The organism is Streptomyces sp. NPDC021356, assembly GCF_040641015.1.
Lineage (GTDB): Bacteria > Actinomycetota > Actinomycetes > Streptomycetales > Streptomycetaceae > Streptomyces.
This window is the reverse complement of the sequence record NZ_JBFACU010000010.1, coordinates 211,530-232,739: the sequence shown is the minus strand read 5'-3', so window position 1 is coordinate 232,739 and position 21,210 is coordinate 211,530. Positions and strand designations below refer to the sequence as shown.

General features: G+C 71.6%; 20 protein-coding genes and 1 tRNA gene. 15 read left to right on the top strand and 6 right to left on the bottom strand.

Going from position 1 to position 21,210, the window contains the following annotated elements:
* Positions 1-154 precede the first annotated feature (154 nt).
* The 4 genes from AB0G56_RS16240 (at position 155) to AB0G56_RS16225 (ending at position 1,747) form a co-directional block, all read left to right on the top strand.
* Positions 155-475 (top strand): hypothetical protein, encoded by a 321-nt coding sequence (locus tag AB0G56_RS16240; protein WP_360969536.1) that lies wholly within the window; start codon positions 155-157, stop codon positions 473-475.
* Between the two features lie 175 nt (positions 476-650).
* Positions 651-1,019 (top strand): WhiB family transcriptional regulator, encoded by a 369-nt coding sequence (locus AB0G56_RS16235; RefSeq protein WP_037852019.1) that lies wholly within the window; start codon positions 651-653, stop codon positions 1,017-1,019.
* Positions 1,016-1,342: a hypothetical protein gene (locus tag AB0G56_RS16230; RefSeq protein ID WP_360969534.1), complete on the top strand. Its 327-nt coding sequence runs from the start codon at positions 1,016-1,018 to the stop codon at positions 1,340-1,342. Before AB0G56_RS16235 ends, AB0G56_RS16230 begins: the two co-directional genes overlap by 4 nt.
* A gap of 135 nt (positions 1,343-1,477) precedes the next feature.
* A complete protein-coding gene (locus tag AB0G56_RS16225; RefSeq protein WP_360969633.1) occupies positions 1,478-1,747 on the top strand; it encodes a hypothetical protein in 270 nt (89 codons plus the stop codon).
* Positions 1,748-1,767: 20 nt separating this feature from the next.
* On the opposite strand, the gene AB0G56_RS16220 is transcribed toward AB0G56_RS16225, so the two are convergent.
* Both AB0G56_RS16220 and AB0G56_RS16215 read right to left on the bottom strand, forming a co-directional pair.
* Positions 1,768-3,144, bottom strand: a complete 1,377-nt coding sequence (locus AB0G56_RS16220; RefSeq protein ID WP_360969532.1) for an AarF/ABC1/UbiB kinase family protein — start codon at positions 3,142-3,144, stop codon at positions 1,768-1,770.
* A complete protein-coding gene (locus AB0G56_RS16215) occupies positions 3,137-4,354 on the bottom strand; it encodes a TOMM precursor leader peptide-binding protein (protein ID WP_360969530.1) in 1,218 nt (405 codons plus the stop codon). Before AB0G56_RS16215 ends, AB0G56_RS16220 begins: the two co-directional genes overlap by 8 nt.
* 240 nt (positions 4,355-4,594) lie before the next feature.
* On the opposite strand from AB0G56_RS16215, the gene AB0G56_RS16210 reads away from it, so the two are divergent.
* From AB0G56_RS16210 to AB0G56_RS16195, 4 genes are all read left to right on the top strand, one after another.
* Positions 4,595-5,191 (top strand): M48 family metallopeptidase, encoded by a 597-nt coding sequence (locus AB0G56_RS16210; RefSeq protein WP_360969528.1) that lies wholly within the window; start codon positions 4,595-4,597, stop codon positions 5,189-5,191.
* A 203-nt stretch (positions 5,192-5,394) separates the two neighbouring features.
* Positions 5,395-7,176: a TerD family protein gene (locus AB0G56_RS16205; RefSeq protein WP_360969526.1), complete on the top strand. Its 1,782-nt coding sequence runs from the start codon at positions 5,395-5,397 to the stop codon at positions 7,174-7,176.
* A gap of 11 nt (positions 7,177-7,187) precedes the next feature.
* Positions 7,188-7,868, top strand: a complete 681-nt coding sequence (locus tag AB0G56_RS16200; protein ID WP_018571309.1) for an AIM24 family protein — start codon at positions 7,188-7,190, stop codon at positions 7,866-7,868.
* 19 nt (positions 7,869-7,887) lie between these two features.
* The gene (locus tag AB0G56_RS16195) at positions 7,888-8,643 is read left to right on the top strand and encodes an AIM24 family protein (protein WP_360969524.1); all 756 of its coding nucleotides are present in this window, start codon (positions 7,888-7,890) and stop codon (positions 8,641-8,643) included.
* Between the two features lie 119 nt (positions 8,644-8,762).
* Here the strand turns inward: AB0G56_RS16195 and AB0G56_RS16190 are convergent, their stop codons facing one another.
* Both AB0G56_RS16190 and AB0G56_RS16185 read right to left on the bottom strand, forming a co-directional pair.
* Entirely contained in the window at positions 8,763-9,278 is a 516-nt protein-coding gene (locus AB0G56_RS16190; protein ID WP_360969522.1) for an NUDIX hydrolase, read from the bottom strand.
* Positions 9,275-10,744: a zinc-dependent metalloprotease gene (locus AB0G56_RS16185; RefSeq protein ID WP_360969520.1), complete on the bottom strand. Its 1,470-nt coding sequence runs from the start codon at positions 10,742-10,744 to the stop codon at positions 9,275-9,277. The genes AB0G56_RS16190 and AB0G56_RS16185 overlap by 4 nt, the downstream gene beginning before the upstream one ends.
* A gap of 192 nt (positions 10,745-10,936) precedes the next feature.
* Here AB0G56_RS16185 and AB0G56_RS16180 point away from each other — a divergent pair, with 192 nt between their 5' ends.
* The 4 genes from AB0G56_RS16180 to AB0G56_RS16165 all read left to right on the top strand — a co-directional run bounded on the left by AB0G56_RS16180 (position 10,937) and on the right by AB0G56_RS16165 (position 14,313).
* Positions 10,937-12,049, top strand: a complete 1,113-nt coding sequence (locus tag AB0G56_RS16180; protein ID WP_360969518.1) for an SDR family oxidoreductase — start codon at positions 10,937-10,939, stop codon at positions 12,047-12,049.
* Positions 12,050-12,386: 337 nt separating this feature from the next.
* Positions 12,387-12,848 carry a molybdenum cofactor biosynthesis protein MoaE gene (locus tag AB0G56_RS16175; RefSeq protein WP_360969516.1) on the top strand — a complete coding sequence of 154 codons (462 nt, stop codon included), beginning with the start codon at positions 12,387-12,389 and terminating at the stop codon, positions 12,846-12,848.
* Positions 12,849-12,963: 115 nt separating this feature from the next.
* The gene (locus tag AB0G56_RS16170; protein ID WP_360969515.1) at positions 12,964-13,128 is read left to right on the top strand and encodes a hypothetical protein; all 165 of its coding nucleotides are present in this window, start codon (positions 12,964-12,966) and stop codon (positions 13,126-13,128) included.
* An 87-nt stretch (positions 13,129-13,215) separates the two neighbouring features.
* Complete coding sequence (locus tag AB0G56_RS16165; protein ID WP_360969513.1) at positions 13,216-14,313, top strand: PDZ domain-containing protein; 1,098 nt, start codon at positions 13,216-13,218, stop codon at positions 14,311-14,313.
* 199 nt (positions 14,314-14,512) lie between these two features.
* Here AB0G56_RS16165 and AB0G56_RS16160 read toward each other — a convergent pair whose 3' ends face one another.
* Positions 14,513-15,055: a PPA1309 family protein gene (locus tag AB0G56_RS16160; protein ID WP_360969512.1), complete on the bottom strand. Its 543-nt coding sequence runs from the start codon at positions 15,053-15,055 to the stop codon at positions 14,513-14,515.
* Positions 15,056-15,230: 175 nt separating this feature from the next.
* On the opposite strand from AB0G56_RS16160, the gene AB0G56_RS16155 reads away from it, so the two are divergent.
* The 3 genes from AB0G56_RS16155 (at position 15,231) to AB0G56_RS16145 (ending at position 20,552) form a co-directional block, all read left to right on the top strand.
* The gene (locus AB0G56_RS16155; protein WP_360969627.1) at positions 15,231-18,221 is read left to right on the top strand and encodes a UPF0182 family protein; all 2,991 of its coding nucleotides are present in this window, start codon (positions 15,231-15,233) and stop codon (positions 18,219-18,221) included.
* A 215-nt stretch (positions 18,222-18,436) separates the two neighbouring features.
* Positions 18,437-20,332 (top strand): tetratricopeptide repeat protein, encoded by a 1,896-nt coding sequence (locus AB0G56_RS16150; RefSeq protein WP_360969510.1) that lies wholly within the window; start codon positions 18,437-18,439, stop codon positions 20,330-20,332.
* Positions 20,333-20,478: 146 nt separating this feature from the next.
* Positions 20,479-20,552: transfer RNA gene (locus AB0G56_RS16145), tRNA-Met, on the top strand.
* A 163-nt stretch (positions 20,553-20,715) separates the two neighbouring features.
* Here the strand turns inward: AB0G56_RS16145 and AB0G56_RS16140 are convergent.
* Complete coding sequence (locus AB0G56_RS16140) at positions 20,716-21,132, bottom strand: Fur family transcriptional regulator (RefSeq protein WP_360969508.1); 417 nt, start codon at positions 21,130-21,132, stop codon at positions 20,716-20,718.
* Between the last annotated feature and the right edge of the window lie 78 nt (positions 21,133-21,210).

Genomic DNA, 21,210 nt, shown 5'->3' with positions numbered 1-21,210 from the left:
TCGCAAAAATAGTTTGCGCATGCCCGGGGAATCCCCATAGGTTCTTGGTCACGGGAACAGCGGCCTTCCTGAGGCCCTGATTCCGTGTTGTACTTGCATATCCGTACGGGCTGGCTCACCCCAGTCCCCCAGACGCCGAGAGGAGGCGAGTCCAGTGATCAGCATCAAGAGCAGCTTCTTCAGCACCGCCAAAATGACCGATCGCTCGGTCGCCTCCCTGTGCATGCTCGGCGTCTCGGACCAGGGCACCGGTGTGTCCGGCGTTCACGCCGTGCGTCCGGAGTCCGTCCTGTCCCTCGCGGGTGCTTCTGTCCGCGAGCGCAATGAGCGACCGACCGAGGCACTGGAAGCAGTAGTGGCACAGGCGCGGGCCTATGCCTTTACGGCGGCCGGTGCCGGTATTCGGAAGCAGACGACGCAGCACCACCTGATGTGGGCCTTCCGTGGGCCAGAACCCTGGAGTGATCCAGCCTGATCGACGATCAGGCCGGCGCCTTCAGGGCCGCGGAACCCCACCCGGGATCCGCGGCCCTTCTGTTTTCCCCGAACGGGGAGGACGGACCGAAGGGGCCTCGGGACAAGAAAAGAACCCGGTACCCAGCCGACACCCGGCCGACCCGGCCGGACCGACCAGACGAGGAAGACCAACCGTGCAACTCGAAGCGCACGCCCCGTCCGTACCGCCTTCCGACACGATCCCCAAGCCTGGTCTCACGGAGGACCCCGCCTTGATCCCGCTCACCGCGCTCACCGCGCTCGACGACGCCATCGAGAACCTCGGCGTGCCCGTCCCGTGCCGTTCCTACGACCCGGAGGTCTTCTTCGCCGAGTCGCCGGCGGACGTGGAGTACGCCAAGTCCCTGTGCCGCACCTGCCCGCTGATCGAGGCCTGCCTCGCCGGCGCCAAGGAGCGGCGCGAGCCCTGGGGCGTCTGGGGTGGCGAGCTGTTCGTCCAAGGCGTTGTCGTCGCCCGGAAGCGGCCCCGTGGCCGCCCGCGCAAGAACCCGGTTGCGGCATGAACATCGCAGGAACCATCGATCGCCCCCTCACGCACGACCCCCAGAAGCAGGCCCCGATGAAGCCGTCCACCCCCAGCGAGCCCGCAGGCTCCGCCACCGAAGACGTCACCACCACCGGCGCGAACGACTCGCGACAGAACAGGACCCGAGAGATGCAACTCATCCCAGAAGCCATGGCTCGTGCGCATATGCAGGAGCGGCTGCAGGAGGTGGAGCGGGAACGCCATGCCGTGCGCCTGGTGACCGCCCGCCGGATGCAGCGCCGCGCCGAGCGCGCCTCACGGCGTGCCCGCCGCGCGCTCGCCATGGCGGTCATGCAGTAACCGCCCCACCGCTCAGCGGTGGCCTCCCGGCCGGGAGGCAGACTCTGCGCCCGCGGGGGCCGGTTCCGTGCGAACGGGCCGGCCCCCGCGCCGCGTTGCGTCCACCGGCCTCCGGCAGGGAGGTATCGTCACCGCGTGACGCGTCCTGACGGAGACCCCGACCCCGAAGATGCCGACCCCGGACACTCCGGCCCCCGAGATGCCGGCCCCCGAGATGCCGGCCACGGCGACGCCGACGAGCGGCCCCGGCCCGTGAGCTGCGCCCGCTGTGGCACCTCGGCCCAGGAACCGCCCCCGACCTGGACCTGCTCCGTGGAGAACGGAGTCCGCCGCTACTTCTGCGACGCCTGCTCCCGCGAGCACCTGCGGTCGATCGAGGGGCGGCTCGACTCCGCCTGGTGGTGACCCCTGAGCCCTCGCCCACCTCACGCCCCGGCGGTGGCCTCTTCCTCCTCGATCTCCTCGTCCGCCTCGGGCACGAAGCCCGGCAGCCACTCCTCCAGCTCGTCGCGCAGCCGCACGGTGGCCCCCAGCTGGCACAGCACACCGATGGTGCTGAGCGTCACACGGTGGATCAGCAGGTAGGCCGGGGGCAGATTGAGCCGCTTGCCCAGCTGGTAGGCGGGGGAGCGGGGATCGGCGATCCGGGCCGCCTGGCTGCGCATCCAGCCCCGGGTGAACGTGAACTCGTCCGCCTGGGCCGGTTCGATGATCGGCAGGAGGTATTCGAGCACCGCGTCGGGGTCCAGCTCGATCGACTCCTTGACGAAGCCCTCCGCGCACAGCATGTCGTAGACCGCGTCGGCCTCACCGTCCAGGGTCATCCGCAAGGAGGCGCCGATTGGCTCCGGCAGGCCGCCGGGCAGACGGTCGACGGTGCCGAAGTCCAGAACGCCCAGCCGCCAGTCGTCCTCGCCCTCGGGGCCGCCGGGGAGCAGGCGGAAGTTGCCCGGATGCGGGTCGGCGTGCAGCAGGCCGGTGCGGGCGGGGCCGGAGAACAGGAAGCGGGCGAGGAGCTGCCCGGCGCGGTCGCGCTGCTCCTGGGTGCCGTCCGCGATCACCTCGGCCAGCGGGACACCGTCGATCCACTCGGTGACCAGGACCTGTTCGCACTGGTGGACCACTGCGGGGACCAGGACGTCCGGATCGCCCGCGAACTCCTCCGCGTGCGCCTGCTGCGCCTCGGCCTCCAGACCGTAGTCCAGCTCCTCGGAGACCCGGTCCTTCAGTTCGGCGATGAGGGGCTTGATGTCCATGCCGGGGATCAGCGGCCCCAGCAGACGGGCGAACCTGCTCAACTGCCCCAGATCGGACAGCAGGGCCTCGCCGGCGCCCGGGTACTGGACCTTGACCGCGACCTCACGGCCGTCGTGCCACACCGCCCGGTGCACCTGCCCGATGGAGGCCGCCGCGGCCGGTTTGTCCTCGAACTCCTCGAACAGCGCACGCCAGTCGGCGCCGAGCCGTTCCTCCAGGACGGCGTGCACGGTGCGCGTGGGCATCGGCGGAGCGGCTTCCTGGAGCTTGGTCAGAGCGGCCCGGTAGGGGCCGGCGACCTCCTCGGGCAGCGCCGACTCGAAGACGGACAGGGCCTGCCCGAACTTCATCGCCCCGCCCTTCAGCTCGCCGAGCACCTTGAACAGCTGATCGGCCGTGCGCTGCTGCAGTTCCCGGCCGACGATCTCCGCGGACTCACCGACGATCCGTTTGCCGAGTCCCCAGGTCGCTCTCCCGGCGAAGCCGAGCGGGAGCGCGGCGAGCTTGGCGGTTCGGGTGACCGCCTTGCGGGGAAGATCAGACATGCGCCCTCCAAGTCCCAGCAGGCCGTGCCGCCTCCTCCGCCTGCCGACGGGGCGTGGGCGACGACCGTTGCCCAGCCATTGTCTCGCGCGGACCGGCCACCTTTGAGGTGTCTTCCGCCACGGGTTTCCGCCCCGCCCCGCAGCGGCAGTCCGGATGCGGCCACACCGGACGTCCGTGCCAGTTCAGAGCGGGTGCGGACACCTCCCAGCGGGCGCCGGCGCTGGAGGGGGAGCCACCGTCGAGGAAGGTCAGCGCGTGGGCTGCCGCCAGCCCGGCGACGGTCGTGGCGAGAGCCAGGTCGCAGGGGCGCACCTGAGGCTGTCTGCCGGAACGCCACTGGGCCACCAGACGCGGCCACGTCTCGTCCCGGTCCGTGCGCCCGCGGTGCAGGCACTCGGCGCAGCTCGTCTGTCCCGGCAGGACCAGGGGGCCCACGACACCGGTGGCCTCCACGACGCCGGCGTACAGGTGAGGGGTCCCCGCCGTGATCAGGGGGGCCGCCGCGTCCGGGTCGGGCGCGTGCACGGCGACGTCGTCGCGCGGGGCGAGGACGACCAACGAGTGTCCGGGCTCGCCCGTGCCGGACGGCGCACCCCGGCCGTGGCGCACCGGCCGGTCCGGGGCTGCCCGGCGCACGGCCCGGCGCGCCGCGGCGTCCCTGCGCTCTCCCACGGCCTCGGCGGGCAGTCCGCCCGGGGAGACGTCCCACGGCTCCACGCAGCCGCCGTCCAGCACCTCGACCACACCGACACCGGCGCCGGACAGCAACGCGGCCAGCACCGCCCCCACCCGGCCGGCGCCACGCACCTGCACCCGCATGTCCCGTCGGGCGGCCAGCCGGTCGACCGCCTCGCCCGGTTCGCGCGCCAGGACGGACAGCGCGGCGAGATCGGGCCCCAGCCGGGCCATGATCTCCTTCTTCGCCCGCAGCGCACCGGCCGCCTCGCCGCCTCCCCGCGCGTCGTCCAGGAGACCGGCCCGGGCCAGCCGCTCCACAAGGCGGTCGACGTGCCCCTCCGGAAGGCCCATGCGGTGCCCCTGTTCCCGCAGCAGGGGCAGGCCGCGCGTGCCGTTGAGCAGTTCGAGGAAGCTTCCCGTCGCGGTGTCGACCGGGCCCAGGGTCAGTGCGTGCGCGGGCGCCATCCCGAACTGCACGGTGTTGAGATCACGCCAGCCGCGCCGCAGCGCGGGTTTCACCATCGGATGCATGTGCGGCCCCCCGTAGCCGGATGGAAGAGAGTGCTGGAAGAGACGGCGACGAACGCCGGGCCGGTGGAGCCGGTCATCGCTCCGCCGACGAGTGCCAGCATGCCCGCTCGGGCCCGGCGCTGCCGAAAGTTGTCCACAGGCGGGGAGATTCGTCGTACGAATCAGACCGTCGGTGGGGGATCGGTACGGAACCGTCCCGCACCCGGGACTTCCACCGTGTACACCCGGTAACGTCGGGGCGTGTCCGCCGACCCACTGCACCGTGCCGGAACGCCGCAGCGCGGCAAGACGAGCCCGCCGCCGAGCGGCTCGGCGGCGAGCCTGATCGAGGTCCGCAGGAGCGCCCGCCGCCGCAGGACGGTCTCCGCGTACCGCGAGGGCGATCGCACCGTCGTGCTCATCCCCGCCCGGATGTCCGAGGCGGAGGAACGGCGCTGGGTGAACGTCATGCTCGACAAGCTGGCCGCCCAGGAGAGCCGCCGGTCGCTCGGCGACACGGAACTGGCCGAGCGCGCCGCACGGCTGTCGTCGCAGTACTACGGGGGCAGGGCCCGGCCCGCCTCGGTCCGCTGGGTCACCAACCAGAACACGCGCTGGGGCTCGTGCACGCCCGCCGAAGGCAGCATCCGGCTCTCGCACCGCCTCCAGGGAATGCCCGAGTACGTCGTCGACTACGTACTCCTGCACGAACTGGCCCACCTGCTGGTCCCCGGCCACGGCCCCGACTTCTGGCGGCTCCTGGAGGCCTACCCGCGCACCGAGCGGGCCCGCGGCTATCTGGAAGGCGTGGCCGCGGCGGGGCGGTTGCCGCACCCGCCGGCCGAGCGCGGCGAGTGAGGGGCCGCCCGCCCCTGCCGCGGCGTCGCCGCGTCGGCGGCTGAAGGCGCGCCCCGGAGCGGCGCGGTGGGGCCCCCACAGGCCGTACGCCACCGCCGGGCGGGGATTGTGTACCGGGTCTGTACCGGCTTGGTCCGGTGTCGGAGTTTGCCGTTAGCCTGGCGCGACGCACTCGCACTCGGGATGGGGGACGGTCGTTACGCATGCCCAGGGAATTCCAACGCGGCCACAAGGCCAGGATCAGTGACCTGACCGCGGGCACGGATCTGTACGTGGGCGTACAGATCTCCGGACCCGGACTGACCTTCGACATCAGCTGCTTCGGCCTCGACGCGGGGGAACGGCTCTCCGACGACCGGTACTTCGTCTTCTTCAACCAGCCGAAGTCTCCCGAGGAGGCCGTCCAACTGCTGGGCGCGCAGGCCGGTGACACGGAGTCCTTCCGGGTCACGCTCGACCGGATCCCGCCGCAGATCCAGAAGCTTTCGTTCACGGCGACCATCGACGGCGCCGGGCAGATGTCGCAGATCGCCGCCGGCTACCTGCGCATCGTCGCGGGCGGCGAGGAGGTGGCCCGCTACGCCTTCAGCGGCGCCGAGTTCTCCACCGAGCGGGCCGTGATGCTGGGCGACATCTACCTCAAGGACGTCTGGCGGTTCGCCGCGGTCGGCCAGGGGTTCGACGGTGGCCTCGAAGCCCTCCTGAAGAACTTCGGCGGCGAGGTGCTGGAAGAAGAGGCACCCGCCCCGGCACCGGCCCCGCAGCAGCAGCAGCAGCAGCCGCGGCCGGGCGGCGCCCCGGGCTTCGCCCCGCCCGCCCAGGCGGCCGCCGCCCCACCGGCCTTCGGCGCCCCCTCCGGCCCCCCGGCACCTGCCCCCACCCCTGTGGCACCTGCCCCGGCCCCCGCGCCCCCCGCGCCGCAGCCCACCGCGCAGGGCTACGCACCGCCCCAGGGACCCACCCCGCCGGCCGGCCCCCCGGCACCCGCACCGTCCGTGCACGCGGCGCCGACGATCATCGCGCCCGTGAACCCGCCCGCGGGCACCGTCCCGCCGCCGCCCCCGGCCCCCGCGCCCTACGCCCCGCCCGGCCAGCAGCCGCCGTACGGCCGGACCGCCCCGCCCCCGGGCTACGGTCAGTCAGCCGCCCCCCAGGCGCCCCACGCCCCGACCGCGCCGCCCGGCTACGGTCAGCCGACGCCGCCCGCCGGCTACGGCGGGCCCCCCGCACCTCCCGGCTACGGTCAGCAGCCGCAGTTCGGACAGGTCCCCGGGCAGCCGGCGCCCTACGGCGCGCCGCAGGGCGCCGCGCAGACACCCCAGGGTGCCGGTGTGGCCGCCGCGCTCCAGCAGTTCAAGGAGACGCCCACCGGCCGGCGCTGGACCCTGCAGAACGGCAAGCTGATCCGGGCCGACCTCGGCACCGGAGGCCAGCCCGTCCTGGCCCGGCAGGGCAGCATGGTGCTCTACCAGGGCAAGGTCGACTTCAGCTACAAGGGCGCGGGCTTCGCCGGCCGCGTCGTCGGCAACGCCACCGGCCAGGAGATGCAGCTCATGCGCTGCACCGGCCAGGGCCAGGTGTTCTTCGCCGAGAACTCCGCCCATCTGCATCCGGTCGAACTGCAGGGCGACGCGATCTGCGTCTCCGCGGAGAACGTCCTCGCCTTCGACGAGAGCCTGCAGTACGAGGTCCGCCGCGTCGAGGGACACGGCATCCCCGGAGGTGCCCTGTTCACGATGCAGTTCCAGGGCACCGGCACCATCGTCGTCAAGACGCACGGCACGCCCGTCGTCCTGCCGGTGACCCCGACGACGTTCGTCGACTCCAACGCCGTCGTCGCCTGGTCCGCCGCCGCCCAGGTGATCGTCTCCAGCCAGGTGCGCATGCGCCGCAACGCCTACCCGGGCCACACCGGCGAGGGCGTCAACCTGCAGTTCCGGGCCGCACCCGGCAACTTCGTCGTCGTCCAGCCCTACGAGGTCTGAGGGAGCCCGTCATGAACCAGCCGCTCGCGGGCTACGCCCCCGCACCCGTCACCGCCCGCATGGAGAACCACGGCAGCCACATGCTGAAGGTCGCCATGCAGACCGGGAACGACCTCTTCGCGCGCGTGGGGTCGATGGTCGCCTACGAGGGCTTCGTCCAGTACGAACCCAACCCGCCGGCCGTGCGCCAGATCGCCCGGGACTGGATCACCGGCGAGGGCGCCCCCCTGATGAAGTGCACCGGTGACGGCCTGCTCTACCTCGCCGACTACGGCGCCGACGTCGTCGTCATCAACCTGGGCGGGGACGCCATCTCGGTCAACGCCACCAACCTGCTGGCCTTCGACGCGCACCTCCAGTGGGGCGTCGAGCGGGTCAAGGGACTGGCGAAGTTCGCCGGACAGGGCCTGTGGAACACCAAGATCTCCGGCCAGGGGTGGGTCGCACTGACCTCCCGGGGCAAGCCGATCGTCGTCGACTGCGGCGGCGGGGAGAACGAGACCTACGTCGACCCGGACGCGCTCGTCGCCTGGTCGCCGAACCTGAAGGTGAAGGGCAAGCGCAGCTTCAAGGCGCAGTCCCTGATCGGGCGGGGCAGCGGCGAGGCCTACCAGATGGCGTTCTCCGGCCAGGGCATCGTCGTCGTGCAGCCCAGCGAGGACAGCACCGACCGCCTGCGGGTCCGGGGCTGAGGGGGAGAAGGACACAGACATGCAGAGCCCGCTTTTCGCCTTCAACGACGTCCAGACCCAAGAGCGCTGGAGCCTGCAGAACAAGCAGATGCTGCGCGTCCTCCTGGAGGGCCACGACGACATCCTCGCCCGCAAGGGCACCATGGTCGCCTACCAGGGCATGGTCGAGTTCGACGCCGAGTACCAGAGCAACAACCAGGGACGCGCCCGCGCCCACACCGGCGAGGGCCTGGACCTGATGCGCTGCCACGGGCAGGGCACCGTCTACCTCGCCAACCTCTCCCAGTACGTGCACGTCATGGACGTCGAGCAGGACGGCCTCACGGTCGACAGCAGCTACGTCCTGGCGATGGACTCCTCCCTGCACCACGAGGTCATCGCCGTCGACAGCATGTACGGCATCTCCGGCTCGGGGAAGTACCAGCTGAACATCACGGGCCGCGGCAAGGTGGCCCTGATGACCTCAGGGGCACCGCTGATGATGCAGGTGACGCCGGACAAGTACGTCAACTGCGACGCCGACGCGATCGTCGCCTGGTCCACCGGGCTGCGCGTGCAGATGCAGGCCCAGACCCACTCCTCGGGCGTGTGGCGGCGCCGCGGCAACACCGGCGAGGGCTGGGAGCTGAGCTTCATGGGCAACGGCTACGCGCTCGTCCAGCCCAGCGAGCTGCTGCCGCCGCAGAACACGGTGATCGGGCAGGGCCTCGCCGCGCAGTTCGGCATGGGACAGCAGGGGGCGCGGGGACAGAACCAGGGCAACGTCTGGAGCTGAGCGCCCGTCCCGGAGCCGGAGCCGGGCAGAGCCCGCATACGTAAGGGGCGACCGCCATGGGCGGTCGCCCCTTACTGCGCCACTGCGCCACTGCGCCACTGCGTAGCCTCGCCACCGCGTCAGAGCCGGGCGCGGGTGGCCTCCAGCAGTCGTACGACCGACTTGTCCGCCACGTCCGGCACCTCGTCGTAGGCGAACCAGCGCAGGTCCAGGGACTCGTCGCTGATGGCCTCCACGGCCCCTGGCGGGGCGACGGCCGCGTACTGCACGTCCAGGTGCCAGGCACACGGCGTGTGGTGCCGGTCCAGCCGGACCGGACCGCCGGGCAGCAGGGTCAGTCCCAAGACGCCCGACTCCTCGGTCGCCTCACGCAGCGCGGCGTCCGCCAGCGTGACGTCCTCCGGCTCGCAGTGGCCGCCCATCTGGAGCCACATGCGCAACTTCTTGTGCAGGGTCAGCAGCACCCGGCCGTGCTCGGGGTCGATCACCATGGCGCTCGCGGTGATGTGCCCGTCCGTGCAGGCCTTCCACATGCCGTCCGGATGGGTCCGCAGATGATCCAGGTAGAGCGCGGACAGCTCTTCCTGGCCCTCGTACCCCGCCAGGACGAGGGCCGCGTCGTCGTGGAGGGTCACTCGCCGTCGTCGCCCCTGTCGTCCTCGTCCTTCCCGGGTCCGTCCCCGGCGGCCTCGTCCTTCTTGCGCAGGTCCGGCTTCCCGGCGGAGCCGCTCGCGGCCTCGCCGAGCATCTTGTCCAGCTCGGAGAAGTCCATCTGCTCGCGGTGGACGAAGCCGTCCGGGTCGTCCAGGTCGGCGGCGGTCGGAAGCATGTCCGGGTGGGCCCAGAGGCCGTCGCGGCCCTCGACCCCCCGCGCGTCCGTGAGCGAGGCCCACAGGCGGGACGCGTCGCGCAGACGGCGCGGGCGCAGCTCCAGACCGATCAGGGTGGCGAACGTCTGCTCGGCCGGACCGCCCGAGGCCCGGCGGCGGCGCAGCGTCTCACGCAGCGCGTCGGCGGACGACAGACGGGGTTTCGCGGCGGCGTGGACCACCGCGTCGACCCAGCCCTCGACGAGCGCCAGAGCGGTCTCCAGGCGCGCCAGGGCGGCCTTCTGCTCCGGGGTGTCCTCCGGCTGGAACATGCCCTGCTGAAGGGCGTCCTGCAGTTGCTCGGGGTTCTGCGGGTCGAACTGGCCGACGACGTCCTCCAGCTTGGCGGTGTCGACCTTGATCCCGCGCGCGTACCCGTCGACGGCGCCGAACAGGTGCGAGCGAAGCCACGGCACGTGCGCGAAAAGACGCTGGTGGGCGGCCTCGCGCAGCGCCAGGTACAGCCGCACCTCCTCCTGGGGCACGCCCAGGTCCTTGCCGAACTTCTCCACGTTCACCGGGAGCAGCGCGGCCTTGCCGGCCGGGGCGAGCGGCAGGCCGATGTCGGTCGAGCCGACGACCTCGCCGGCCAGCACGCCCACGGCCTGCCCAATCTGCGTGCCGAACATGGCACCGCCCATGGAGCGCATCATGCCGATCAGCGGGCCGGCCATGGCCTGCATCTCCTCGGGCAGCACGTCACCCATGGCGCTGCCGACGCGCTCGGCGACCGGGTCGACCAGCTCCTGCCACGCCGGAAGGGTCGCCTCGACCCACTCCGCGCGCGACCACGCCACCGTGGCGGCGGCGCCGGAGGGCAGGGACGTGGCATCGTCCAGCCACAGGTCGGCCAGGCGGACGGCCTCCTGGACGGCGGTGCGCTCGGCGGCGCCCACGCTCGCGTCCTTCGTGCCGTCCGAGGTGCCCTGGGAGACCGTCTGGCGGGCGATCTGCTTGGCCATGTCCCAGTTCACCGGGCCGCCCTCGTAGGAGAGCATCTGGCCGAGCTGCTGGAACGCGGCGCCCAGGTCGGTGGGGTTCAGCGAGCCGAACATCGCTGCGAGCGGATTGTCGGCACCGGGCCCGCCAAAGCCTCCGGCTCCGGGCAGCCCGAAACCGAACGGGTTGGCCGGTCCCTGCCCACCGCCGCTCTGCTGGTCCTTCTTCTTGCCCTCGTCGCCGTCGTCCGGCTCCTCCGGCGGAAGGCCGAATCCGAATGGGGTGTCACTCACGGGGTTCCTCGGCTGGTAAGGCCACCGGTTCTTTCCGGCGGCGCGGCTGCCCGACATCACCACCCAGCGTAGACACCATGAGCGGTTCGGGCCTCGGTGCTTCGCCGACAGAACGCCTGCGGCAGGATGGATGCCACCTGGTACGTACGCGTCATTCGCGCCCGTATGGAAGACAACCGCTGGAGACGCCCGGTGAGTTCCCCAGATCCACAGGTTCGCGCAGCGCGAAACCATGAAAGCACTCCCGCCGTGCGCGGGCCCGTCGTCGCGGTCACCGGAGCCGCGAGCGGTGTCGGCGCCCTGCTCACCGAGCGGCTGGCCGCGTCCGCCGAGGTCAGGCAGGTCATCGCCATCGACGAGCGGCGCGGGGAGTGCGCGGCGGCCCAGTGGCACGTCCTCGACGTGCGGGACCCGGCGATCGCCGACCGGCTGCGCGGCGCCGACGTCGTCGTGCACCTGGCACTCGACCTCGATCTGGAGACCGACCCCGCGGCGCGCAGCGCCTACAACGTCCGGGGCACCCAGACCGTGCTGACCGCGGCCGCCGCGGCCGGCGTGCACCGGGTCGTGCTGTGCACCTCCGCGATGGTCTACGGGGCGCTGCCGGAGAACGAGCTGCCGCTGTCCGAGGACGCGGAGCTGCGGGCCACCGCGGAGGCGACCGGCGTCGGCGACCTCCTGGAGGTCGAACGCCTGGCGCGGCGCGCTCCGCGGGCGCACCCCGGCCTCAATGTCACCGTCGTCCGCCCCGCCGTCCTGGTCGGCGGCACCGACACCGCGCTGACCAGGTACTTCGAGTCGCCGCGGCTCCTGGTGGTGGCCGGTTCGCGGCCGGCCTGGCAGTTCTGCCACGTCGAGGATCTGTGCAGCGCGCTGGAGTACGCCGTGCTGGAGAAGGCGGAGGGGGAGCTGGCCGTCGGCTGCGACGGCTGGCTGGAGCAGGAGGAGGTCGAGGAGCTGAGCGGGATCCGGCGGATGGAACTGCCGTCGGCGGTCGCGCTCGGCGCGGCGGCCCGGCTGCACCGGATCGGACTCACGCCGTCCCCGGCCGGGGACCTCGCCTACACGATGTACCCGTGGGTGGTCAGCGGGAGCCGGCTGCACGACGCGGGGTGGCGGCCGAAGTGGACGAACGAGGAGGTCCTCGCCGAACTCCTGGAGGAGGTCGCCGGGCGGCACACGGTGGCCGGGCGGCGGCTCGGGCGCAAGGACGCGACGGCGGCGGGCGCCGCGGGCGCGACGGTGGCGCTGCTGGGCGCCGCCGCGGTGGTGCGGCGGGCCCGCAAGGCCCGGCGCCGCATCTGACACCCGTAGCCCGGCGCCGCATCTGACACCCGCGGCCCGGCGCCGCATCTGACACCCGCGGCCCGGCGCCGCATCTGACACCCGCGGCCCGGCGCCGCGTCTGACGCACGCGCCACTGGGCCGCTGTGTCACCGGGCCGCTGCGCCAGCGGATCACTGCGCCACCGGGCCGCTTGGACCACCGGACCACTGGACCATCGGACCGCCGAGCGGCCGGACCGAGGGGCCGGACCACCGAGCGGCCGGGCGTCGGTCGTAGGAGGCTCCAAACGCGCACGCGCGCGTGCAGGGCGATCACGCTATTCCGCGTCCTCGCGCGCGTGCGGCACGATGGAGGCATGGCACCCACCACCGATCACCCCGGCGAGTACGCCGCCGACAACCCCATCAAGCTCATCGGCATCAGGGAGACCGCGCTCTCCCTGGACGAGGTCTTCCGGGCCGTCGGGGACGACGCCGCCGGAGGGACGGCGCTGTTCGTGGGGACCGTGCGCAACCACGACGGTGGCGCCGACGTCGACGAGCTGGGGTACTCCTGCCACCCCAGCGCCGAGGCCGAGATGCGGCGGATCGCCGAGAAGGTCGCCGTCGAGTACCCGGTGCGGGCGCTCGCCGCCGTCCACCGGGTGGGGGACCTGAAGGTCGGGGATCTCGCGGTCGTCGTCGGCGTGTCGTGCCCGCACCGCGGCGAGGCCTTCGAGGCCTGCCGGAAGCTGATCGACGACCTCAAGCACGAGGTGCCGATCTGGAAGCACCAGAAGTTCTCCGACGGTACGGAGGAATGGGTGGGGGCGTGCTGAGCCGCGCCGCGGCCCCGGTTGCGTAACCGCCCCCCTGGCCCGAGCGTTGTCAGTGCTGATGGTTAATCTGCTGATCAGTCACTCGCGGTCGCTCGATTGGGGTAGGGAGGTCGGCATGGCAGCGCTCGCCTGGTTGCTGATTCCGCTCATGGCGGGGATAGCCGCCGGTCTGTGGGGGAGCTGGACGAACCGCACCCGCAGGATCCGCGGCGACGGCCCCGAGCTGGACGGGTACAACCGCTTCCGCGAGGCCATGGAGAGGACCACCTCCGGCACCTGAACCACCCGCACGGAGCAGGGGCGGAACAGGGACGGCGTACGGCGGCCCTGACGGTGCGCCGACAGGCCCGTCCCGTACTGTCGAGTCATGCCACGCCGCACCGCGACGATGCTCGCCTCCACCCTGATGCTGATCGCGCTCCTGTGCGCGGGAGTCTTCCTCCCGGTGCCGTACGCGGAGATGTCCCCGGGACCGACGGTCAACACCCTCAGTGACCACGACGGCGAGCCGGTGCTGCAGATCAGCGGGCGCAGGACGTACCCGACGGACGGCAATCTGAACATGACCACCGTCCGGGTCACCAGCCCCGACTACCGGATGAACCTGGTGGAGGCCGTCTACGGCTGGCTCGCCCACGACGACAAGATCGTCCCGCACGACACGCTCTACCCGAACGGCAAGACGGAGGAGCAGTCCAGCCAGGAGAACGCCGAGGAGTTCAGCCAGTCCCAGGAGAGCGCTAAGGTCGCCGCCCTGAAGGAGCTGGGCATCCCGGTGCGGAGCTGGGTGATCGTCTCCACCGTCGTCAAGGGCACCCCGGCTCAGGGCAGGCTGCACGCGGGGGACGTCATCAAGGCCGTGGACGGCACCGCGGTCAAGGAGCCCGCCGACGTCGCCAAGCTGGTCACCCGGCACAAGCCGGGCCAGGACGTCGTCTTCAAGATCGTGCCCGCCAAGGACCAGGCCGCGGCCGAGAAGGCGCACAGGACGGCGACGGCCACCAAGGACGTCACCATCACGACGGCGCAGTCCGACGACGGCGGCGCCAAGCGGGCCGTGGTCGGGATCTCCGCGGGGACCGACCACACCTTCCCGTTCACGATCGACATCAAGCTCGCGGACGTCGGCGGGCCCAGCGCGGGTCTGATGTTCGCCCTCGGGATCTACGACAAGCTCACGCCGGGCAGTCTGACCGGCGGGAAGTTCGTGGCCGGGACCGGGACCATCGACGACGACGGCAAGGTCGGGCCGATCGGCGGCGTCGAGCTCAAGACCATCGGGGCACGTGACAAGGGCGCCCGGTACTTCCTGACGCCCGCCGACAACTGCGCCGCCGCCGCCCAGGACCCGCCCTCCGGACTGACCCTCGTCAAGGTCGGCACCATCGGCGACGCCCTCGGTGCCCTCAAGGACATCCGCTCCGGCAAGACCGCCGACCTGCCGACCTGCACGGCCAAGGGCTGAACAGCAAGGGCTGAACAGCAAAGGCTGAACCGCAAAGGGCCACACAGCCACGGACTGAACCGCCAAGGGCCGAACAGGCACGGACGGAACCGTGCACGGGCCCGTCCGCCGGGCCCCGGCGGCCGAAGCGCCCCGGGGCCCGCTCACAGCGCGCGCGTCGCGCACCGCGCCGCGCTCACCGGGAGCGGCGGCCGGTCGTTCAGTCCTCGAACGTCGCCGACAGTGCCTCCGCGAGCCCCGGCACCAGCTCGGAGCCGGTGAGGACCTCCGTGGCGGAGTCCTTCTCCCGCAGGCGCAGCGCCGACTCCCGGCCGCCGTCGCGCAGCACCGCGACCGTCATGCGGACCTCCTGGCGCTCCGGGTGACCGGCCACCCACTGGGTCAGCTTCGCCTCGTCCAGCCCCTGCGGGACCTGCGCCTCGGCGGACGGGGGCAGCATCAGGCGCTCCACGGTGAGCGCGCAGCCGGCCACCGCGCCGGGCCAGGCGATCGTGGCGAGGAACTCGTCGAGCGGGCGGTCGGCGGGGACCTCGTCCTGCTCGATGGGGGTGAGACCGGAGGTCTCCTGCTCGTCCTGGAGACCGAGCTGGGCGGCGAGGGCGGGTTCCTGGGTCCGCAGCCGTGCGGTGTCGACGAGGGCGAAGAGGCGAGCGGGCTGGTCCCAGCCGAGGCCGGAGGCGTACTCGTCGATCTCGAGTACGGCCCGGGTGAGCGGGTTCGCTGCCATGGGAGTGTTGGACATGGTCACAATCCTGCCTCGTTCCCGGCCGGAATCGGGAACCGAATAAACGGTGAGTAAGTTGCATAGGTGTGCGCCCGCGACCGGCGGGCGCACCGTACGGTCCGCGGACACGGGGGCCTGACGCAACCACAGCGAACCACCAGCGAACTTCGAGGTGCGCACCTTGGCTTTCCAGATGCCGGACCGCGGCGGAGGCCCGTCCGGGCCGCGGATCAGAGTCGGCCGCCCGTCCCGGCGAGCCCGGACCCTGCTGATGACCCTGGGCGTCCTTGCCGCTCTCGGCATCGCGTTCACGATGTTCGCGGGCTTCTGGACGGACTGGCTGTGGTACCGCTCGGTGCACTACTCGTCCGTGTTCACCACCACGCTGTGGACCAAGATCGGGCTGTTCTTCGTCTTCGGCCTGCTGATGGCGGCTGCCGTCGGGTTCAACGTCTGGCTCGCGCACCGGCTGCGGCCCCCGCTCAGCGCCATGTCGATGGAGCAGCAGAACCTCGACCGCTACCGGATGGGCATCGCGCCCTACAAGAAGTGGCTGCTGTGCGGGATCACCGCCTTGGTGGGCCTGATCGCGGGGGCCTCCGCCGCGGGCCAGTGGCGGACCTGGCTGCTGTGGGTCAACGGCGTGCCGTTCCACAAGACGGACCCGCAGTTCCACCTCGACGTCTCCTTCTACGCCTTCGACCTGCCCTGGTACCGCTTCCTGCTGGGCTTCGGCTTCGCCGCCACGATCCTGTCGCTGATCGCCGCGGTGCTGACCCACTACCTGTACGGCGGACTGCGGGTCACCAGCCCCGGCGCGCGGGCCACGGCCGCGGCCACCGGGCACCTGTCGGTCCTGCTCGGCGTCTTCGTCGCGCTGAAGGCCGTCGCGTACTGGCTCGACCGGTACGGGCTAGCGGTCAAGTCCAGCGACTTCAAGGCCACCGACAACTGGACCGGCCTCAGGTACGTCGACGCCAACGCCTATCTGCCGGCCAAGACGATCCTGTTCTGCATCGCGGTCATCTGCGCGCTGCTGTTCTTCGCCACGCTGTGGCGGCGCACCTGGCAGCTGCCCGTGATCGGCTTCGGCCTGATGGTGCTCTCGGCGATCCTCATCGGCGGTCTGTACCCGGCGATCGTGCAGAAGTTCCAGGTCCAGCCCAACGAGCAGGCCAAGGAAGCGCCGTACGTCACGAAGAACATAGAGGCGACGCGCGAGGCGTACGGCATCGACCACACCGACGTGTCCGACTACGACGGCACGAGCAGCACCAAGGACAAGTCGACGCTGCGCGACCAGGTGGACAAGACGGCGAGCGTGCGCATCCTCGACCCGAACATCGTCTCGCCCACGTTCCAGCAGATCCAGCAGATCCGCGGCTTCTACACCTTCCCGAACAACCTGGACGTCGACCGGTACCCCACCAAGGACGGCAAGGTCCAGGACACCGTCGTCGGCCTGCGCGAGCTGAACTTCGACGGCATCAAGAAGAACTGGATCAACAGCCACTTCCGCTACACCCACGGCTACGGGGTGGTCGCCGCCAAGGGCACGGAGGCCGGCAACGGCGAGCCGGTCTTCACCGAGAAGAACCTTCCGTCCACCGGCGACCTCGGCACGTACCAGCAGCGCGTCTACTACGGCGAGAAGACCACCACCTACTCGATCGTCGGCGGTCCCCAGAAGGAGATCGACTACTCGAACAACGACGGCGAGAAGACCACCAGTTACCAGGGCAAGAGCGGCGTCAGCCTGTCCAGCCCGATCAACCGGGCCGCGTACGCGCTGGCGTTCGGTGAACCGCAGATCCTGTACTCCGGCGCGATCGGCGACGGCTCGCGGATCCTGTACAACCGCACGCCCAAGGAGCGGGTCGAGGCGGTGGCGCCCTGGCTGACCATCGACGGCGACGCCTACCCGGCAGTGGTCAAGGGCCGCATCCAGTGGATCGTCGACGCGTACACGACGACCAACGGGTACCCGTACGCGTCCCGGACGACGCTCGGCGACACCACGGCCGACTCGCTGACGTACAACAACAACCAGCGCGCGGTGGTGGCCCAGCAGAACCAGGTCAACTACATCCGCAACTCGGTGAAGGCAACCGTCGACGCCTATACGGGCGAGGTCAAGCTGTACCAGTGGGACACCCAGGACCCCGTCCTCAAGACGTGGATGAAGGCGTTCCCCCACACGGTGCAGCCGAAGTCGGCGATCTCCTCCCAGCTGATGGAGCACCTGCGGTACCCGCAGGACCTCTTCAAGGTCCAGCGCGAGCTGCTCACCCGCTACCACGTGCAGGACGCGCAGACGTTCCTCAGCAGCAGCGAGGTGTGGCAGGTTCCCGAGGACCCGACGAACAAGTCGGGCAACGCGGTGCCGCCGTACTACCTGACCATGAAGATGCCCGACCAGGACTCCCAGGCGTTCTCGCTCACGACGACGTTCACGCCCAACGGCCGGGACAACCTCAGCGCGTTCATGGCGGTCGACTCCCAGGCCGGCACCCCCGACTACGGCAAGATCAGGATCCTGAAGCCGAGAAGCACGACGGTCGGCGGACCCAAACAGGTGCAGAGCCAGTTCAACTCCAACTCCCAGCAGAACATCGCCGAGTTCGTCAAGCTCATCAGGGGCGGCGACTCGGAGATCGAGTACGGCAACCTGCTCACCATCCCGCTCGACGGCGGTTTCCTCTACGTCGAACCGGTCTACGTGCGCGGCGGACAGCTCAAGTACCCGCTGATGCGCAAGGTGCTGGTGACCTACGGCGGGGCCACCGCGTTCGAGAACAGTCTCGGCGAGGCCCTCGACAAGGTCTTCGGAGCCTCCGGTTCCGCGAACCCGCCGCCGGACACGGGAGCCGGCACCGGCAACCCGCCGGCGTCGAACAGTCCGACGGTCCAGCAGGCGCTGAAGGACGCCCAGAAGGCGTTCGACGAGGGCCAGGCGGCGCTGAACGAGAAGCCGACCGACTGGCAGGCCTACGGCAAGGCGCAGAAGGACCTCCAGGACGCGCTCAAGAAGGCCGAGGACGCGCAGGCCGAGGCGCGCAAGCAGAGCGCCGGCAAGAACGGTGACGCCAAACACAGTGACGCCAAACACAGTGACGCCAAGAACGGCGATGCGAAGAATGGCGGCGCCAAGAACGGCAATGACAAGGGTGGGAACGGAAGCTGACCGTTTCTGACCGAGTCGGAGGCCCGGATCCCGGTGCGGATCCGGGCCTCCGTGATGTGCGAACGCATGTGCCGACCTGGTGGACCGCCGTGCCGCCGTGGGGAGTTGGGCGATCTGTGTTTGACTTGTCTCTCTGTGGGCATGTCGACAAAACGCTGAAGTGACCTCACTGGCTGCGGTATACCAGGTGTACCCAGGTTGCGGGTGGTGCGACGATGGACGTTATGGGGGACAAGGTAACTCTGTTCGAGACAGGGCGTTTTGTGCAGACTTCCGACCCCGGGCAGGTCGAGCAGCCCGAGGGGACGGACCGGAGCGTCACGGACGAGACCGGCGCGGACGAGACCGGCGCCGACGAGACCGGTGCGGTCGCCGACGAGGTCGCCGAGCTGGCGCGCCGCCGGCTGGCCGCCGAGGCCGGTGACGTCGAGGCGATGAGTGTCCTCGGGGCGATGCTGCTGCGCCGCGGCGACCTCGACGGAGCCGAACCCCACCTGCGCGCCGCCACCGCCGCCGGCGACCGCGCGGCGGCCAACAACCTGGGTGTCCTCCTCCAGCAGCGCGGGTACGCCGACGAGGCGGCCGGCTGGTGGCGTATCGCCGCCGTCGCCGGCTCCGCCCCGGCCGCGCACGCGCTCGGGCGCCACCATCGCGAGCGCGGCGACGAGCCCGCCGCCGAGTACTGGCTGCGCCAGTCCGCCGAGCAGGGCCACGTCCTGGGCGCCTACGCCCTCTCCGACCTGCTCGAACACCGTGCCGACCCGGGTGCCGAGCGCTGGATGCGCGTAGCCGCCGAGCGCGGGCACCGGGAGGCGGCGTACCGTCTGGCCCGCGCCCTGGACCGGCGGTCCGGACACGACGGGGCGGAGGGCGGCGGTGCGGGCGGCAGTGGCACGGGCCCCCCGGGCGAGGCCGAACAGTGGTACCGGCAGGCCGCCGCGCGCGGCCACCGGCGCGCGGCGCTGCACCTCGGGGCGATCCTGGAGAAGCGGGGCGAGCTGAAGGAGGCCGGTCGCTGGTACCTGACCTCCGCCAAGGACGGCGAGGCGCGGGCGGCCTGCGCGCTCGGCTTCCTGCTGCGCGACGCCGGGGACACCGAGAGCGCGGCCGTGTGGTGGCTGCGGGCCGCACAGGACGGCGACGGCAACGCGGCGAACGCGCTGGGCGCGCTGCACGCCGAGCGCGGCGAGACGCAGACCGCCGAGCGCTGGTACCGCGCGGCGATGGACGCCGGTGACGTGAACGGCGCGTACAACCTCGCCCTGCTCTGCGCCGAGCAGGGCCGCACCCCGCAGGCCGAGCAGTGGTACCGGCACGCGGCCTACGCCGGGCACCGGGAGGCCGCGAACGCCCTGGCGGTCCTGCTGCTCCAGGGCGGGGACACCACCGGTGCGGAGCCGTGGTTCTCCAAGGCGGCCGAGGCCGGCAGCGTCGACGCCGCCTTCAACCTGGGCATCCTCTACGCCGGGCGCGGTCTTCAGGCCGAGGCGCTGCGCTGGTACGAGCGGGCGGCGGCGGCCGGGCACACGGAGGCTGCCCTCCAGGTCGGGATGGCCCGGCTGCGCGCCGGTGACGAGCGGGCGGCCGAGCGGCACCTCAGGTGCGCGGCCGGTGGCGGGAGCGCGGAGGCCGCGTACCGGCTGGCGGCCGTGCTCGACGCGCGCCGGCCACCACCGCCGGCGCACGAACTCGGGGAGTCGGTGATCCACGAGAAGACCGAGTGCGAGGAGTGGTACGAGCGGGCGGCCTCCCAGGGACACCGCCGGGCGCAGGTGCGGGTGGGGATGCTGGCCGCCGCCCGCGGCGACGTGGTCGAGGCGGCGGGGTGGTACCGGCAGGCCGCGGAGGCCGGGTCCCGCAACGGCGCGTTCAACCTCGGCCTGCTGCTCGCCCGCGAGGGCAGCGAACCGGAGGCGGCCGTGTGGTGGACGCGGGCCGCGGACGCCGGGCACGGGCGGGCGGCGCTGCGGCTGGCGCTCGTCTACGCGCGGCGGGGCGAGCTGGCGGAGGGGCAGCGGTGGGCCGACCGGGCCGTGGCGCTGGGGCCGCGCGAGGTGGCCCAGCGGGCGGCGCGGCTGAGGGACGCGCTGCGCGAGGAGCTGTCGGCGTGACGTCCCGCGGGCTGCTGTGATGCTGTCGGCCCGACAGCGTCGCTGCTGCCGGCGGGGCCCGCGGGGGCTGCCGACGGCTGGTGACGGGGCTCCGGAGAAGCGATTTGCTTCTTCTCCCGTCAGTCACGTAGTGTTCTATTCATCGACGCGGGGTGGAGCAGCTCGGTAGCTCGCTGGGCTCATAACCCAGAGGTCGCAGGTTCAAATCCTGTCCCCGCTACTGAAGGCTGAGGGCCGGAATCCGATCAGGATTCCGGCCCTCGGTGCGTTCCGGGGCCGTCACGGGTTGACCCCGCCCACCGCATCCCTATGGACACACCCGCACACCACGGAGCCCCGGCACCAGGAGAAGGTGCCGGGGCTCCGCGTTCTACGTGTGTACGTCAGGCCGACGCGCAGTTGGGACAAAGCCCGCGGTACGTCACCTCGACGTCCGAGACCGTGAAGCCGAAGCGCTCGGAGTCCGGGAGGTCGGCCAGCGGGTTGCCGCCCGGGTGGACGTCACGGATCGCGCCGCAGCCGGCGCAGACCAGGTGGTGGTGCGGCCGGTGCGCGTTGGGGTCGTACCGCTTGGCGCGCTTGTCGGTACTGACCTCCAGCACCTCACCCAGGGTGACCAGCTCGCCCAACGTGTTGTAGACGGTGGCGCGGGAGATCTCGGGCAGCTTGGTCACGGCCCGTGCGTGCACCTCGTCGGCGGTCAGATGTACGTGCTCGCCGTCCAGGACCTCGGCCACGACGCGCCGCTGCGCGGTCATGCGCCAGCCGCGTCCACGCAACCGTTCCAGAAGGTCACTCATGCACACCAGCCTAACAGCATGGAGAACAGATCCCGAACAAGTGTGACTTTGGAGCCTTACTTGACTTAGACATTGTCC